Origin of the sequence: Gordoniibacillus kamchatkensis (genome assembly GCF_000829455.1) — a bacterium.
GTDB classification, from domain to species: Bacteria; Bacillota; Bacilli; order Paenibacillales; family NBRC-103111; genus Gordoniibacillus; species Gordoniibacillus kamchatkensis.
Map to the genome: position 1 here is coordinate 50,069 of NZ_JXAK01000007.1, position 15,261 is coordinate 65,329.

At 55.6% G+C, this 15,261-nt stretch carries 14 protein-coding genes and 2 pseudogenes; 1 reads left to right on the forward strand and 15 read right to left on the reverse strand.

The window, feature by feature from the left end:
* Positions 1–19 precede the first annotated feature (19 nt).
* The 6 genes and pseudogenes from SD70_RS05690 to SD70_RS05715 all read right to left on the reverse strand — a co-directional run bounded on the left by SD70_RS05690 (position 20) and on the right by SD70_RS05715 (position 5,419).
* Positions 20–391 carry a sensory rhodopsin transducer gene (locus tag SD70_RS05690; protein WP_041046460.1) on the reverse strand — a complete coding sequence of 124 codons (372 nt, stop codon included), beginning with the start codon at positions 389–391 and terminating at the stop codon, positions 20–22.
* Between the two features lie 32 nt (positions 392–423).
* A pseudogene (locus SD70_RS05695) lies at positions 424–2,492 on the reverse strand (bifunctional aldolase/short-chain dehydrogenase).
* A 287-nt stretch (positions 2,493–2,779) separates the two neighbouring features.
* Positions 2,780–3,235, reverse strand: coding sequence for a CBS domain-containing protein (locus SD70_RS05700; RefSeq protein ID WP_041046462.1), 456 nt, complete (start codon positions 3,233–3,235; stop codon positions 2,780–2,782).
* A gap of 16 nt (positions 3,236–3,251) precedes the next feature.
* Positions 3,252–4,458, reverse strand: a pseudogene (locus SD70_RS05705) (MFS transporter).
* 4 nt (positions 4,459–4,462) lie between these two features.
* On the reverse strand, positions 4,463–4,897 hold the full coding sequence (locus SD70_RS05710) for a MerR family transcriptional regulator (protein WP_041046464.1): 435 nt from the start codon (positions 4,895–4,897) through the stop codon (positions 4,463–4,465).
* Between the two features lie 138 nt (positions 4,898–5,035).
* Complete coding sequence (locus SD70_RS05715; protein WP_041046466.1) at positions 5,036–5,419, reverse strand: winged helix-turn-helix transcriptional regulator; 384 nt, start codon at positions 5,417–5,419, stop codon at positions 5,036–5,038.
* A 146-nt stretch (positions 5,420–5,565) separates the two neighbouring features.
* On the opposite strand from SD70_RS05715, the gene SD70_RS05720 reads away from it, so the two are divergent.
* Positions 5,566–6,681 (forward strand): Gfo/Idh/MocA family protein, encoded by a 1,116-nt coding sequence (locus SD70_RS05720; RefSeq protein ID WP_041046468.1) that lies wholly within the window; start codon positions 5,566–5,568, stop codon positions 6,679–6,681.
* 97 nt (positions 6,682–6,778) lie between these two features.
* On the opposite strand, the gene SD70_RS05725 is transcribed toward SD70_RS05720, so the two are convergent.
* The 9 genes from SD70_RS05725 to SD70_RS05765 all read right to left on the reverse strand — a co-directional run bounded on the left by SD70_RS05725 (position 6,779) and on the right by SD70_RS05765 (position 15,205).
* Complete coding sequence (locus SD70_RS05725; RefSeq protein WP_041046470.1) at positions 6,779–8,056, reverse strand: sensor histidine kinase; 1,278 nt, start codon at positions 8,054–8,056, stop codon at positions 6,779–6,781.
* A gap of 459 nt (positions 8,057–8,515) precedes the next feature.
* Positions 8,516–9,304 carry an arylamine N-acetyltransferase family protein gene (locus SD70_RS05730; RefSeq protein ID WP_041046472.1) on the reverse strand — a complete coding sequence of 263 codons (789 nt, stop codon included), beginning with the start codon at positions 9,302–9,304 and terminating at the stop codon, positions 8,516–8,518.
* An 80-nt stretch (positions 9,305–9,384) separates the two neighbouring features.
* Positions 9,385–10,077 carry an LrgB family protein gene (locus SD70_RS05735; RefSeq protein WP_041046474.1) on the reverse strand — a complete coding sequence of 231 codons (693 nt, stop codon included), beginning with the start codon at positions 10,075–10,077 and terminating at the stop codon, positions 9,385–9,387.
* The gene (locus SD70_RS05740) at positions 10,074–10,448 is read right to left on the reverse strand and encodes a CidA/LrgA family protein (RefSeq protein ID WP_041046476.1); all 375 of its coding nucleotides are present in this window, start codon (positions 10,446–10,448) and stop codon (positions 10,074–10,076) included. The genes SD70_RS05735 and SD70_RS05740 overlap by 4 nt, the downstream gene beginning before the upstream one ends.
* A complete protein-coding gene (locus SD70_RS05745; RefSeq protein WP_041046478.1) occupies positions 10,445–11,056 on the reverse strand; it encodes a GntR family transcriptional regulator in 612 nt (203 codons plus the stop codon). The genes SD70_RS05740 and SD70_RS05745 overlap by 4 nt, the downstream gene beginning before the upstream one ends.
* A 274-nt stretch (positions 11,057–11,330) precedes the next feature.
* Entirely contained in the window at positions 11,331–12,515 is a 1,185-nt protein-coding gene (locus SD70_RS05750; protein WP_041046617.1) for an iron-containing alcohol dehydrogenase, read from the reverse strand.
* A gap of 23 nt (positions 12,516–12,538) precedes the next feature.
* A complete protein-coding gene (locus tag SD70_RS05755; RefSeq protein WP_041046480.1) occupies positions 12,539–13,381 on the reverse strand; it encodes an SDR family NAD(P)-dependent oxidoreductase in 843 nt (280 codons plus the stop codon).
* A 79-nt stretch (positions 13,382–13,460) separates the two neighbouring features.
* Positions 13,461–14,261, reverse strand: coding sequence for a carbohydrate ABC transporter permease (locus tag SD70_RS05760; RefSeq protein WP_052487091.1), 801 nt, complete (start codon positions 14,259–14,261; stop codon positions 13,461–13,463).
* Complete coding sequence (locus SD70_RS05765) at positions 14,258–15,205, reverse strand: carbohydrate ABC transporter permease (protein ID WP_052487092.1); 948 nt, start codon at positions 15,203–15,205, stop codon at positions 14,258–14,260. The genes SD70_RS05760 and SD70_RS05765 overlap by 4 nt, the downstream gene beginning before the upstream one ends.
* Positions 15,206–15,261: the final 56 nt, after the last annotated feature.

The following is a 15,261-nucleotide window of genomic DNA, read 5'->3' on the forward strand; positions in this document are numbered from 1 at the left end:
CTTTCGTTCGTTCCAAAAATTAATGAAGAGGATAAGCCATGACTGACATGAGGGCGTTCTCGCTCTGCGTCGCATCGAGCCGGCTGTACTGCACGATGACGGGAATGTCGCTTTCCACCTCGATGGCGTACGGAACGCCGACCGGTATCGACATGCCGTCCCGGCCGAGCGAGCTTGTGCGGATATGCATCGTTCGTCTTCCCGGCACGGCAACTTCAATGCCGGCAAGCGGATCGCGGTCTTCGAAATAGATCGTAAACCGCAGCCGCGCAGCTGCGCCGGAAGTGTTGAGCACGCATACCGACTCGTGGCTCGTCAGCTCGCCCGAGCTTTTCTCCGGAATGTAGCCGTCCGGAATGAACCATGTTTTCGCGCCTTTCGCCGTATACATATCGTCCAGCTCCTTTCCGCTCAATGTCCGGGTTAGCGGGTAAACGCGGCCGGAACGCCGCCGTCGATCGTCAGCATGCAGCCCGTCGTTTTCTCCGACCGGGAGGAGGCGAAGAAGGCGATCCCTTCCGCGATATCTTTCGGGAAAATGTTGACGAGCAGCGTCGTCCGCTTCCGGTAATATTCCTCCAGCTCATCCGGCTCGATCCCGTATGCGGCAGCGCGCTCGCCCCGCCAGTTGGAGCTCCAAATAGCGGAGCCCTGCAAAATGGCGTCAGGCAAAATCGTATTGACGCGGATGCCGAACTCCCCGCCTTCCGTCGCGATGCAGCGGGCCAGGTGGCTTCCAGCGCTTTCGCCGCGCTGTACGCCGTCGCGTTCTTGCCGGCATAGACCGAGTTTTTCGAAGCGACGAACACCATGCTGCCGCCGAGCGCCTGCTCCTTCATGAGCCGGAAAGCTTCGCGCGCCACGAGAAAATAGCCGGTGCCCAGCACGTTCATGTTGAGATTCCATTCTTTCAGGCTCGTTTGGTCGAACGGGCTTGACGTGGCCAGACCCGCATTGTTGACGATAATGTCGACGCCGCCGTAGGCGAGAGCCGTTTCGGCGTAAGCGGCGGCCACTTCGTCTTCTTTCGTTACGTCCATCTTGACGGCGATCGCGCGGCCATCGCCGTATTTGGCGTTGATCTCGCCCGCCACCTGCTGCGCGCCTTCCAAATTCAGATCGGCCAGCACGACGTGCGCGCCTTCCGCCGCAAGCCGGCGCGCCGTCTCGCTGCCGATGCCGCCCGCGCCGCCGGTGATGAACGCCACCTTGCGGGAAAACTCCGCTTCTGCCGGCGCCAGCGTCAATTTATACAGCTCCAGCGGCCAATATTCCACGTTGTACGCCTCGTTCTCGCTGAGCGATACGAAGTTGCCGAGCGCCGTCGCCCCGCGCATGACGGCAATGGCGCGATGGTACAGCGCGCCGCTGACCTCGGCCATCGCCCGGCTTTTGCCGGTATTGATCATCCCCAGGCCCGGGATCAGAATGACGCGCGGAGCCGCCTCGAACATAACGTCGCCTTCGTTTTGGTTGCGCTCGAAGTATGCTTTGTACTGCTCTTTGTACGCAGCGATGCCGGCGGTCAGCTTCGCCTTGAGCCCCTCCGCGCCGTCCGCGCTCGGCTCCCAGTCGATGAACAGCGGCACGACCTTCGTATGCACGAGATGGTCCGGACACGCCGCGCCGATCTGGGACAGCTGCGCGGAATTCGCGCCGCAGACGAACTGCAGCACATCGGCTTCGTCATCGAACGCCAGCATCATCCGCTTCGCATCGCTGACTGCGCCGCGCACCGCCGGCATCACTTCCGCCACTATGCGGCGCCGGACTTCGGGAGCGAGCGGCGCATATTGGGCGCCCCCGAACGCGCCCGCTTCGCTTACGCGCGCTTCGATATAGCGCTCCGCCTCGTTAATGATGGTGATCGTTTTGGCGTAGCAAGCCTCGGACGTATCCCCCCATGTCACGAGGCCGTGCTTCTCCATTAGCACAAGCTCCGCCCGGGGATTCGCGAGCACGCCTTCGGCGATCATTTTGGATAAGGTGAAGCCGGGACGGACGTAGGGAACCCAGACGAACCGGTCGCCGTAAATTTGCTCCGCAATCTGCTTGCCGTTATCGGCGCAGCACAGGCTGATGATGGCGTCCGGGTGCGTATGGTCGATATGCTTGAACGGCAAAAAAGCGTGCAGTAGCGTCTCGATCGAAGCGCGCGGGTGCCTCGCGTCGATCATGCAGTGCGACAAGTACGCCACCATCTCTTCGTCGGACATGTGCTCCCGCTCGAACAAAGGACGAATATCTTCCATCCGCAGACCGGTGAAATTGCCGGCCTTCATCGTCGCCAAATCGGAGCCGCTGCCCTTGACATACATAACCTCTATATCGCGGCCGCGGAAATCTTTCACGATCGTCTTGCTCGACGTATTGCCGCCCCCCCAGTTGCATACGCGGCGATCCGATCCGATCAAGTTGGAGCGGTACACCAGCTCCTCCAGCCCGTCTTGAAGCCGGGACGCTGCAGCGGGATCCCATAAACTAGGTACCATGAATTTACCTCCGAATTTTACCGATTGTATGTTTTTGTTTTTGTTTGTTTCCAGTTTATCATCTTTGTTTGTTTCTGTATATAGAAAAAATCGAACATGAATCGACAAAAAGCCCGGCTTTTATAAGTGGTAGACGCACGAAAATGCCGCTTCAAGTGCGCATGGCGCAACAGCAGCGGCATTTTGGGTGGGGCGTTAGCAAATGGCGATTAATTAACGGAGCGCCGCCAGCGGCTGCTCTTGCAAAAATGCAAAACCACCTCGGCGATTGAGGTGGTTTTTGTCGTTTACAATATCGTTTTAAACGCATGGCGGATCACGTCGCCGCGGCTGATGATGCCGACCAGCACGCCGTCCCGCTCGACCGGCAGCTTTTTGATCTGTTTTTTGCCGAGAATGGCGGCGATTTGTTCTATTTCTTCATCCCAGGAAACGGTGATCACCTTTTTTTTGGCGATGCTCATTACCGGCAATGCGAGCAGCTTCCTGGCCCTTGCCTCAAACTCCTCGACATCTCCCCGGAACACGGCGGAATAATAAAGAAAGTCGACGACGACATCCTGATGCTTGCCGATATACCGCATAATGTCCCCGTCGCTGACGTATCCGACAATTTCGTTTCTGTCGTTGACGACGGGAAGGCCGCTGATGCGATGGTCCATAAATTTCTCGACGACCGAGCGGACGGCATCGCTTTCCTTGACTTTGTACACTTTACTGATCATGATTTCATGGGCTTGCATGCTGGCCCTCCCGGAATCAGTGTGCGGCTTCCGCCTGATCGACATGGCTCACGTGCTTCTGGTTCACCCAAATAAACAGCACCGACAAAATGACGAACCCGGCGCCGACGATAAAAGGAACGTGCGGATTGTACCATTCCGCCAGCTTGCCGGCAAGAAAGGAGCCACAGCCCGCCGAGAAAGCGCAGGAAGCTGTAAGCGGCGGATGCCGTCGACCGTTCGACGGGAGCGGCGTTCATGACGGCCGTCGTAATGAGCGTATTGTTGTTCCCGAGCAAGGCTCCGGCAAAAATGACCGCGGCGATAACGACCCACTGCGTCGACGTCCAAATGCCCATAGCCAGCAGCACGAGGCCGAACAGGAACAGCATCGCGCACATCGATTTCACGGTGCCGAATTTTTGCTGCAGCTTCGGCGCCATAAACACGGACGTGATCGCGAGTAGTATGCCCCATCCCAAAAATACATAACCGAGCCCATGCTCATCCAGTCCCATGACGAACGGCGCGTACGCCAGCAAGGTGAAGAAGCCGAAATTGTACAAGCAAGCCGCAATGCCGAACACGACGAGTGCGCGGTATTTCATGGCGCGGAACGGGGCCAGCAGCGACGTTTTCGATTTGGCTGCGCGGCCCGCATACTGATTCGGCATTAACGTCACGAGACCGATGAAGGCTACCACCATTAAGGTCGCAACCCCCAGGAACGGCCCGCGCCAGGAAATCGCCCCGAGCTCTCCGCCAAGCAGAGGTCCAATCGAGATGCCGAGGCCGATGGCGGCTTCATACAAAATGACGGCTTGCGCCGTGCCCGCCTCGGAAAGAGATACGATCGCCGATAACGCCGTCGCCACGAACAGCGCGTTGCCGAGCCCCCAGCCGCCGCGCAGTCCGATGAGCGGCCAAATGCCGTTGGAAGACCCGCCGAGAGCGGAAAACAAGGCGATGATGACAATGCCGGCAAGCAGCGTCCATTTGATCCCGATCCTCGACGATAAGGCACCGGTAATGAGCATCGCCACTGCCATGACGGCGTTATAGCTGGTGAACAAAAGCGTAACTTGGCTTGGCGAAGCGTGCAGCTGCTTGGCGATCGCCGGCAGTATCGGATCGACGAGCCCGAGTCCCATGAAAGCGATGATGCACGCGAAAAAAACAGCCCATACGGCCCGGGGCTGCTTCAAAAGGCTGACGTTTTGCTGCGAAATGGTAGACGATGACATTGGTTTACTCCCTATCCGTTTGTAATTTTTGTTTTGCCGTGACGACTTGATCGAAAAGCTGGTAAATATCTCTTCTGATCGCATTCATTTTTTCCAGTTTCTGATCGATCAGGCTCAGCTGCTTGAGCAGCGTCTCTTCGACTTCCGACAACTTCTCGAGCCTCGCCTGTTTGTCGACGATGTCTCGGATGATTTGGCGCTGATGGTCAAACTGCTCGCTGATGGAAATGAATTCCTGAATCTCCTGCAACGAAAATCCGAGCACGTCGCGCGCGCTCATAATTTGTTTCAAGCGCTCAATATGTTTATCCGTATAGAGCCGGTATCCGCCTTCGCTCCGCTCGGCCGGAAACAGCAGCCCGATTTCTTCGTAATACCGAAGCGTCCGTTTCGTTAACCCGCATTGCTTGGCTACTTCTTCGATTTTGTACTTGCTCATCTTCCCCCTCATTTCTTGCACACGAAACGTTAACGTTAACGTAAATGTTGGTTTAAGTATAATGAACTTTACCGTTTACGTCAACGTTCATTTTCCGCGTTTCCTTTTGGAATGATGGTGCCCGCGGCGTTTTCTTGCTTATTTTTGCGCGTTCTCGCGGTCGTATTCTTTTCTTGCCTGTTCGACAAGCGGATAGTAGTCGGTCGTCCATTGCTTCATCTGCCGTATATGCGGAAGCAGCGTTTCCCCCAGCGGGGTCAACGCATATTCGACAATCGGCGGCACCGCCGGCATAACGGTACGCTTGATGAGCCCATCCCGTTCCAGCTGGCGAAGCGTTTGCGTCAACATTTTCTGGGAAATGTCCGCAATGCGCCTTCTCAATTCCCCATACCTTTGAGCCCCGCCCGCCAAAGCAAAAATAATGAGCACCGTCCACTTGCTGGACACGATTTCAAGCACTCGGCTGTAAGCGCAATCCGTTACGGAAATTGCCGGTGTAGCTGCTGTCTGCCTGGCCATGTTCCCACTCCTACGCACCTGATGGTTCGCAGCGCACTTTAAAGTGCCTACTTACTTAATTTTAGTACTTGTAATATTGTATGTCTACGGGCAGGCAAACGCCTTGCATCAATTTCATGCACACATGCTATGGGAGAGTGATCGCCATGAAAGACGACAGAATAGGAGTGGGCGTCATCGGCGCCAGCACCGATGGAACGTGGGGCGGGCAGGCGCATCTTCCGGCGCTCGACGCCTTGCCCGGGTTCAAAACAGTTGCGGTCAGCACTACCCGCCAGACGAGCGCCAGCGAAACGGCCGAACGTTTTGCCATTCCCCACGCTTTTACCGATCCATATGAACTGGCGTCGCATCCCGACGTCGATCTCGTTACGATCGCGGTCAAAGTGCCCGAGCACGACCGGCTCGTTCGCACCGCTTTGCAAGCGGGGAAACACGTGTATTGCGAATTCCCCCTTGGCCGGACGACCGAAGAAGCGGCTGGTTTGCTGCGGGCGGCGGAGGAACGGGGAGTGCGTCATTTTGCCGGCTTGCAGGCGCGGGCGAACCCGGCTCTTGCTTATGTGAAAGATCTTCTGGCCGACGGCTATGTCGGAGACGTGCTGGCTGTCCATTGCAACTACGCGCTGCCCCTCTTCCCTGCGCGCTCCAAACAAATCAAACAATCCCGCACATACATGCTGGACGAAACGAACGGGGCAAACCAGTTCACCATTACGGCCGGACATTTGCTGGACGGGCTGACTTACCTTCTGGGGACATTCTCGGACGTATCCGGCATCCTGGCGACGCAGTCCGAACGGATCAAAGTCGTGGAAACGGGCGAGACGGTTCGAGCGACCTCGCCGGATCACGTCGTCGTGAACGCAATCTCGGCCAACGGAGCGATCGTTACCGCGCAAATCCGCAACACTTACAAGGGGAGCCTTTCGATAGAAATCAACGGAACCGAAGGAGATTTGACTCTGCTGTCCAAAGAGAACTTTATGTTCCAAATCGATACCTTTATTGTGAAAGGAGCGCGAGGGGGAGAAGACTTCGCGGAATTGCCCGTTCCTGCGCAATATGATCGGCCGGCGGCTTCTCCGTTACAACCGGGACCGGCTTTCAACGTCGCCCAGCTCTATGCCCAAATTTATAGCGATTTGCTGCATAATACGAACCGTGCCCCGGACTTTCGCACTGCCGCAGCTGTTCACGAATTGCTAGATCAGGTCCGTAAGGCGGCGGAAACGGGGACTGCGCGAAAAATTAAGCGGTAACCGCGTCCGCCGTTGCCGCTCGAAGATCGTTCCGTTAGCGATGCGACGGATGTCCCGCGGCAGCCCGGTTCGGCGCCAGCCTCCTAATCCGCTCCTGTTACGTTGCGCTGCTGTCCGCCTTCGCCTTCATGAGCGGCAGCTTGATCAGAAACTCCGTCCCGGCCTTGGGCTCGCTGCGTACGGAGACGGAGCCGCCTAACGCCCGGATGACGCGGTAGGAGAACGTCAGACCCAGCCCGGTGCCGCTCGACTTGGTGGAAAAATAAATGGCGCCGAGGCGGCTCATCTGTTCCTGGCTCATGCCGACGCCGTTGTCTTTAATCGCGATCGCGGCATGTTTGGCCGCCGTATTGAGCCGTATGGACACCATGCCGCCGGCCGTTTCGGAACACGCCTCGACGGCATTTTTAATAAAATTGACGAGCATCTGTTTGATTTCGTCGGCATTGGCGAATATCCAGAGAGGTTCGGGCGGGCGCTGCATGTCCAAACGGACGTTGCTCATATTCGCATACGGGCTCATCACGTCCAGAACGGTCTGCAGATGATGCGCCAAATCGATCCGTTCGCGCCGTTCGATGAGAGGCTTCGACAAGGAGAGGTATTCCGAAAGTATCGATTCCGTGCGCTGCATCTCGTCAAAGCTGATATCGATATATTTTTCGATTTTGTCCTTGGATAGGGCGTTTTCACGGATCAGCGTCAAAAATCCTTTCACCACCGTCAGCGGATTCCGCACTTCATGCACGAGCGAAGCCGCGACGTGGCTCATCACCCACACTTTCTCGATTTGCGCGTAGCTGAGCGACAATTCCTTGTCCAAAACAGCCTGGTTAAATAATGAAATGAGGAGCCAGATGCCGAGCGAGTTTTGGACCGGCAAAGCGAGTACATGAAACCCGATATTGCTTACAAAATAAGCAGAATCGAAAAAGGAGTAAGTGAAAACGAACGGAATGATGGAGAACACGATTCCCGCGAGAAAGGTGATGAAGGTGACGCGGTGTGTGCGCTGGTACAGCCGGTTGAATAAAATCGACAGCGGAAACGTGCACACCATAATGATCATCGCAACCCATCTCCCTTCGCCGCCGAGCCAAAACCGGTAAAGTACGAATTCCACGAGCAAAATAACGCCGGTCTTGACCCCGCCGAACACGATGCCGAAATACATGATGATGTAGCGGATATCGAAAATAATTCCGTGCTTGACGCTGGAAGCGAACGTCATCGACACAAACAAAGAGGTCGCGCAAGTGACGACGATGAATTTGCGGCTGTAATTTTGCGTTTTGTCCCGATAAAACACGTTAAACGCCAAAAACGGCAGCAACGCGAAAAACAGCTGCAGTAAAGTGTCTTTAATTATGTGCACGCGGGTACTCCCTCCGTTACGCTTACAGCAAATGCCAGCTCTTCGTTACTGACATATTCTACATGCTGCGCGCAATGCCTCCTTAAAAAATGTTAAGAATCGACATTTTTCGATAATTTCCTGCCGAAATATTGGAAACCGGCTCCACCTCCGCGGCCCACAACCCGCGGTCGGGCACGACTTGAACCGTTAACCGACAGTGCGGCTTGCTTCCTGCACCCAGCCGAACTATTTTCTTCATTTTCGTTCGGGTATGTGATGTAATGGGTGCAAACAAAAGCAAACAGAGGAGTTGTAGCTATGGAGGAGCTACGTTATCCCATCGGTCCGTTCCAACGGCGGGATTCGCTTGACGAGAAGACGCGGGCAAATTGCATCGCGGTGTTTGAGGAAACGCAGAGCGGCAAAACTGGTCTTGTTCGCGAGAATAAAAGGCAAGCCGCAGCTGCGGCTTGCCTTTTATACGCCTATCTCAATTCCGAAATACGTCCGCAACGCCGTCTGATAGTCGGCTTCCGTCTGCGGCGTAAATGCGCGTACGCCTTCGGATGTAAAAATGCGGAATTCGTTGCCGGAGACGGTATTGCGCCCTTCCTTGGTGCGGATCGCCACCATGGCGTCTTTGATGAAAATCGAATCCGGCGCGTTCTCGCACCAATACGTAGCCATAACGAAATCTTTCGGCAGCTGCGGCTCCTCCGTGAACGAGTAAAGACGGCTCCACTCGCCGCGCTTCCATTCGCACAGCATCCAGCCGTAGTAGTCGACGCGCTCCAGGCGGTAGCATTCGTCGCCTTGCTCATGCTCGAGCTTCTCTACCATCAGAATCGGCCGGCGCGGCACGATCCCGCCCACTCCGACATCGCACAAGTAATAGTTGTCGCCGACGCCGACTTTAAGGACGTGATGGCGGCGTTTCGGCGGAGGATTCGGCTCGTCCCGCCAGAAGCGGGCCATCAAGCTGACGACCGGGTATCCGAGCTCTTGCAGCAGCCAGCCGAACAGGGCGTTAAGCTCGAAGCAGTAGCCGCCGCGGCGGCGAACGACGATCTTATCGAACAAAGCGGGAATTTCCAGCGACAGCGGGACACGGCGCAATATGTCCAGGTTTTCGTATGGCACCGCATGCAAATGGCACTCCTGCAAGGCGGCGAGCGTCTCCGCGCTGCCGTCCAGCGGGCCGTCGTAGCCGATGCGCTCAAGGTATGCCTGAATGTCGGGTTTTCCATCGTGACGAACATCGCTCATCATGATCACTCCTTATCTATGTAAATGTATTCGCACTGCGGTCTCCGTTTACCTTTTTTTTCACTCCTAACGTACAAAATTCAACGCAGCCATGCGTATATCGGGATAAACAAAAGGCAAGTCACGATTCCCGCGAGTCCCATCGTGACGCCGCTCAAGCTGCCCTGCAGTTCGGATTCCCGGATGATGCGCGCTGTCCCGATGCCGTGCGAAGATGTGCCGATGGCGACGCCAATCGGCATGTCGCCCGAGATGCGGACGAGGCGCAGCAGCCCGGGTCCGATCATGCTGCCGAGCAGCCCGGTCAGGACTGTGAAGACAGCTCCCAGTTCGGGAATACCTCCGGCCTGGCGGACGATTTCAAGCGAAATCGGGCTCGTCACCGATTTCGGCATCATGGTCACGATCAGCTCCCGCGTGCCGCCCGTCAGCCATACGAGCACTCCCGCGCTAACGATGCCGCTGACCGAACCGACGGTCACGCCGGAGACGATCGCCGCGAAATACTTCTTGATGTACGCTCTTTGCCTGTACAGCGGTACGCCGAGCGCCACCGTCGCTGGGCCCAGGAAGAATGTGACGAGATCGCCGCCTGTTCTGTACTTCTCTAACGGTATGTCAAAAAGCAGCAGCAGGGCGATGATGCCTCCCGAGCAGACGAACAGCGGATGCAGAAGTTTCCATTTGCCATGCAATTTCAAGGCAATGACGTACGCGCCTACGGTAAGGGCGAAACCGAATAGCGGATGTTGAAAGATGGTTTGCGTACTCATAGATCGATAAGTGCATCCTTCTTTGGTTTATTACCCGAGCCGATGCGCCCGACGAATGCGGCGACCCCGCCGGAAACCAGCATGACGATCAGCGTGCTCGCCACCAAGCTGATGACGATTGTAAACCCGTATTGACGCAATATGGAGAAGAACGAAATCGTGCCCACGATGATCGGCGCGAAAAACAGCATCATATGTTTCAGCAAAAAATCAGCCGATTGTTCCACCCATTCCACCTTCACGATTTTCAGAAACAACGCCGCCACGAATAAAATAAGTCCCAGCACGTTCGCCGGAACCGGAACGCCAACTGTTTTTTCCAAAATCAGGCCAAGCAGATTGAATCCCAGCAGGATGCATAATCCGGTCAAAGGCAGCTCCTCCTATCGGTACAACGTGATGTTGTAGGAATAAAAGTCGCCCCGGAAATAAGACTCGAGCAGCTCGACCGGAGTGCCGTCCGACGTAAAGGAAAGCGTTCGAAATAAAAGAACGGCTGGCTTTCGGCAATGCCGATCGTTTTGGCGATCGTCGGAGCCAGAACGGCTTCCATTCGCTGCTCCGCCTTTTCGACAGGCCGGCCGATGGAATTCAAGTAGGTGTAAAACGAAGATGAGGATAAGTCGACTTGCTCCAGGCCTGGCACCAGATGAGCGGGTGTGACAAGGTTTTGCAATCCGATCGGCTTATCGTCTACATAGCGGATCCTTTGGATGAAATAAACGTCCTGGCTCTTTTGAATATGGAACCGGTGCTGTTCCAGTTGGCTCGGTTCGCGCCGGACGAACTGCAAAATCTTGGAGCTTGGCTTGAGTCCCAGCTCGGTCATATCTTCAAAGAAGCCGTTCAGCTTGTTCAAGTTTCGTTCGAGCTTGGCCCGGGCTACGAAAGCGCCTACTCCGTGGACACGGTACACGAGGCCTTCGTTGACCAACTGGGTAACGGCGTTTCGCGCTGTCATCCGGGAAACGCCGTACATTTCAGAATGTCGTCCTCCGAAGGATTCTGGCATCAACCTCGTACTCCCCGTTTCGGATTTTGTCTCGTATAATTTGCGCAATTTGCAAATAGATCGGTACCGGACTGTTTTTCACTATCAACGGCTTCACTCCCCCAGTTATCGGACCGACAGATTACGTGAACGCGGCATTCCTCAATCCACTAATGCTAGTCGTCTATACATCTAATTATAAAGAACCCTGAATTTATTGTCTAATACCTGGCTGTCATCGTTTTTTTGCCCCTATGTGCGGTCAATCGCCGTGCGCTTCTCTATAGTTGTAAGCGACTTCGTAGAGCCGAATGATCTCTTCCGCGGTCGGTACCCGCGGATTGTTCGCCGGGCTTCCGCTCTGGAGCGCATCATGGGCCATTTTTGGAGCAAGCCGATGGAATTGCGCTTCGTCTATCCCCCACATCTTCATATCCGGAATGTTCAAATCCGTGCACAGCCGGCGAATCTCCCCAAGTGCGTAGTCCGCCAGCCGCTCCTCCGGCATCTCCTCAGCATCGTGAACAAGCAGCCTTCCGATCTGAGCGAATTTTCGTGGAGCACTCGCCTTGGTAAAGTCGAGGACGGCCGGCAACAGCATCGCGTTGGAAACGCCGTGGGGCACATGAAACAACGCGCCGAGCGGCCGCGACATGCCGTGCACAAGCGTGACGGACGCGTTGGAGAACGCGGCTCCGGCGAGCATCGATCCGAGCGCCACGTTCTCTCTCGCCGCAATGTCGTTCCCCTGCTTGTACGCCGTCCGAAGATGCATCATGATAAGCTCAATCGCGGACCTTGCGTAAATATCCGTCACCGGCTGGGCTTTGCGGGAAATGAACGCTTCGATCGCGTGGCAAAGCGCATCGATGCCCGTCGCCGCCGTCACGTTCGGCGGGCAAGACAGCGTCAGCAGCGGATCGACAATTGCCGCGCGGGGCAGCAGCTGCGGATGCGAAATCATCATTTTCACATCGGTTGACCTGTGGATGATTACCGTAACCTTCGTAACCTCCGAGCCCGTTCCGGCGGTCGTCGGCACAGCGACAAGGGGAAGAGGATCGTGTGCGAACAACCGCCCGCCTCCGCTTCCGGCGAAATCGGCTATGCTGCCTTCGTTCGTCATGAGAGCTGCGACCGCTTTGGCTGTATCGATGCAACTTCCCCCGCCGACTGCCACGATGACGTCGCAGTTCTCGCTTCGGCACCTTTCCAGCGCTTCCTGCACATGCCTGTCCGTCGGTTCGGCATCGACGCCCGTATAGGCGGCACTTGCGAGCTGCTGTTCATGCAGGTATGCCTCGCATTGCGCCACGACATTGAGCTTAGCCATTACCGGATCGCTGACGATCAGCGCTTTTCGTCCCAGCATGGCGGCTTGTTTGCCGACCTCGGCAAACGCCCCCTTCCCGTATAAAACCGTTGGCGGCATCAGCAATTGGAAAATCCCGTCCACGAGGGCCCCTCCTTCTAGTCGTGTTTCATATGAAGCCCAGGTTTAAACGTATTCGCCAATCCGTTGTCAATGCTCAGGTCCAGCGCGCTGATGCCTTGCGCGAGCGGGCTGGACAGAAACAAAACGGCGAATGCGATTTCGTCGGGATGGATGAACCTCCGTTGCGGTACATGACGCAGCACCTCATCCTTCGCCTGCTCCCTCTCCAATCCGTGAATTTCGCCGATCCGGTCGAACAGGGCAGACAGCATCGGCGTATCGACCCAGCCGGGGCACAGCGCATTGACGGTAACCCCGAAAGGCGCCAGCTCTGCGGCCATCACCTTCGTCATATTGGATACGGCGGCTTTGGAGGACGAATACGGAGCATAAGTTTCCAATCCGATCAAGGCGGTCATCGACGCGATATTAATGATTCTGCCGCAGCCGCTCCGCTTCAAATACGGCACGAGCGTTTGATTGACGAACAGTGTGCCTTTCACATTAATGCTGTAAATCCGATCCCAGGCAGCCATGTCGATCTCGCCGACCTTGTCCTTATACATGACGCCGGCGCAGTTCACGACGATGTCGACCCCTCCGAAGCGTTGAGCGGTCGCCAGGCCGGCCTGTTCCACCTCATCGACAGAGGCAACGTCTACCGCCATGACGGCCGTCCGATCGCCGTACTGCCGCTCCAGGCTTTGCAATTCCGGGGTCAGCCGGATATCCCAGCAAGCTACGTTCGCACCCGACTGCAACAACGCTTTGGCGACGGCATAGCCGATTCCGCTGCCTGCCCCTGTAACGACTGCGCTGCGTCCTTGGACACGGATTGCTAACTCCGATGTGCTTCGACTATCGATAGCCAGACTCATGAAGACTGTCCCCTTTCATGAATGAACGAGCTATACAGTTTTTCGCGGTTACCCTTTTACGGCACCTGCGGTTAAGCCTCTAATAAAGTAACGAGTAACGAACGAGAATAAGACTACCATCGGAATGGCGATTAGCGCCGCTCCTGCCAGCATGTCCCCGCGCTGCAGCGAGGTAGAATCCTTGATGCCGGCAAGTCCGACCGGGATCGTTTTTGTTCGCGTCCGATGAAACGATCATCAGTCCAAACGTGTAATCCGTAAACGATACGATGAACGAGAATACCGCCACGCTGATCACGCCGGGCAGCATCAACGGAAATATAATTCTTGCCACGCTTGTGAACCGGCTCGCCCCGTCCACCCACGAGCTTTCTTCCAGCTCGAACGGGATGGTCTTGAAGAAGCTGACCAGCATCCATACCCCGAAGGGCAGCGTGATGGAGATATGGGAAATGATGAGCGCAACCAGCGTATCGTCGATGCCAAGCCTAATAAACAGGCCCAAAAGCGGAATCGCGAGCAGCATCGGCGGCAGCATATAGCCGATCAACATCGCGTTTAGCATCATGCTTCGCCCTATAAACCGGTATCGCGTCAGGACATACGCCGTCAGCGTTCCGATGACGATGGTGATGGCCGTCGCAGCGATGCCGACAATGAAGCTGTTTTTGTAGTAAACGGGGAAATTCGTCTCTCCCAAAATGTTGTGGAAAAACGTCAGGTCAAACCCGGTCGGAAGCAAATTGGTACTGTGGGCGAAAAAGCCGTTCTCCCCGCGAAGCGGCGATATGGTAAGCCAGTAAATGGGAAACAGCGAATAAATCAAAACGAGAAAAGCCAGGATATACAAGACGATGCGGTGGCTACGTTTTTCGTTCATTCCAGCGCCACTCCTTTTTCAGCATTCCGGCTTTTTCTTCTCAGGTATTTGCGCTTAGCCTGATTTTCCCGAAAAATCCGAAGGTACACGAGCATTGCCAGAAACATGATAAAGAAGGAAATGACGGCGATCGTGGAGCCGTAACCGACTTTGAACTGCTTGAACGTATTCAAATAGATCAGAATCGGCAGCGTTTCCGTCTTCTCCAGCGGTCCCCCTCCGGTGAGCAGCCAGTTCAGATCGAACTTGTTAAACATCCACAATCCCCGCAGCAGCACAATGGTAATGATGATGTCTTTCAGCATCGGGACGGTGATTCTCCAGAACTGGGTCCATTTGCGGGCACCGTCCAGCATCGCGCTCTCGTATACTTCATGGGATATCGTCTGCAAACCGGACAGGAACACCAGCGTGACGAAAGGCGTCCACGTCCAGGTCGACAGCATGACGCTCGTCCACATGGCCATGTTCGTCGACAGAAACTTGATTTTGCCAAGCCCTAGAGAGGCAATCAAATGGTTGATGATGCCGGTATCGGTATCCAGCATCCATTCCCAGCCGATCGTCACGACAATGACCGGTATGATGTAAGGGACGACGCTGATGCCCCTCAGCACGTTGTTTCCGGCAAATTTCTGATTAAGCACAAGCGCGATAGCGATGCCGACCGCCATCTGCAAAGCAACGGTCGCGCCGGAATAGACGATCGTTTTCATCAGGTCGCGCCAAAACCGGGGATCCAGGAACACGTCCACGTAGTTTTGCATGCCGACATAAACGGCATCGCCGGCAAAGCTGTTCGCTTGATAGAAGCTGTAATCGATAGCCAGAAACGTCGGGAAAATAATAACGAAAGCGAATATGATCAGCCCTGGCAGTAAAAATGAAGCGATTAAAGGAATATCTCGCTTGGTGACTCTATGTTCGATGGCAATCGCCCCCATGGTAAGCGCTTCGTTTCGGCTCGGATATAGCAACCCGGCATAGAAGCGCCGGGTTG

What these genes read in the sequence shown, in the direction of transcription:
- SD70_RS05690 (WP_041046460.1), bottom strand. Translation starts at nt 391, where the DNA reads ATGTATACGGCGAAAGGCGCGAAAACATGGTTCATTCCGGACGGCTAC.
- SD70_RS05700 (WP_041046462.1), bottom strand. Translation starts at nt 3,235, where the DNA reads ATGCAAGCCCATGAAATCATGATCAGTAAAGTGTACAAAGTCAAGGAA.
- SD70_RS05710 (WP_041046464.1), bottom strand. Translation starts at nt 4,897, where the DNA reads ATGAGCAAGTACAAAATCGAAGAAGTAGCCAAGCAATGCGGGTTAACG.
- SD70_RS05715 (WP_041046466.1), bottom strand. Translation starts at nt 5,419, where the DNA reads ATGGCCAGGCAGACAGCAGCTACACCGGCAATTTCCGTAACGGATTGC.
- SD70_RS05720 (WP_041046468.1), top strand. Translation starts at nt 5,566, where the DNA reads ATGAAAGACGACAGAATAGGAGTGGGCGTCATCGGCGCCAGCACCGAT.
- SD70_RS05730 (WP_041046472.1), bottom strand. Translation starts at nt 9,304, where the DNA reads ATGAGCGATGTTCGTCACGATGGAAAACCCGACATTCAGGCATACCTT.
- SD70_RS05735 (WP_041046474.1), bottom strand. Translation starts at nt 10,077, where the DNA reads ATGAGTACGCAAACCATCTTTCAACATCCGCTATTCGGTTTCGCCCTT.
- SD70_RS05745 (WP_041046478.1), bottom strand. Translation starts at nt 11,056, where the DNA reads ATGTACGGCGTTTCCCGGATGACAGCGCGAAACGCCGTTACCCAGTTG.
- SD70_RS05755 (WP_041046480.1), bottom strand. Translation starts at nt 13,381, where the DNA reads ATGAGTCTGGCTATCGATAGTCGAAGCACATCGGAGTTAGCAATCCGT.
- SD70_RS05760 (WP_052487091.1), bottom strand. Translation starts at nt 14,261, where the DNA reads ATGAACGAAAAACGTAGCCACCGCATCGTCTTGTATATCCTGGCTTTT.
- SD70_RS05765 (WP_052487092.1), bottom strand. Translation starts at nt 15,205, where the DNA reads ATGGGGGCGATTGCCATCGAACATAGAGTCACCAAGCGAGATATTCCT.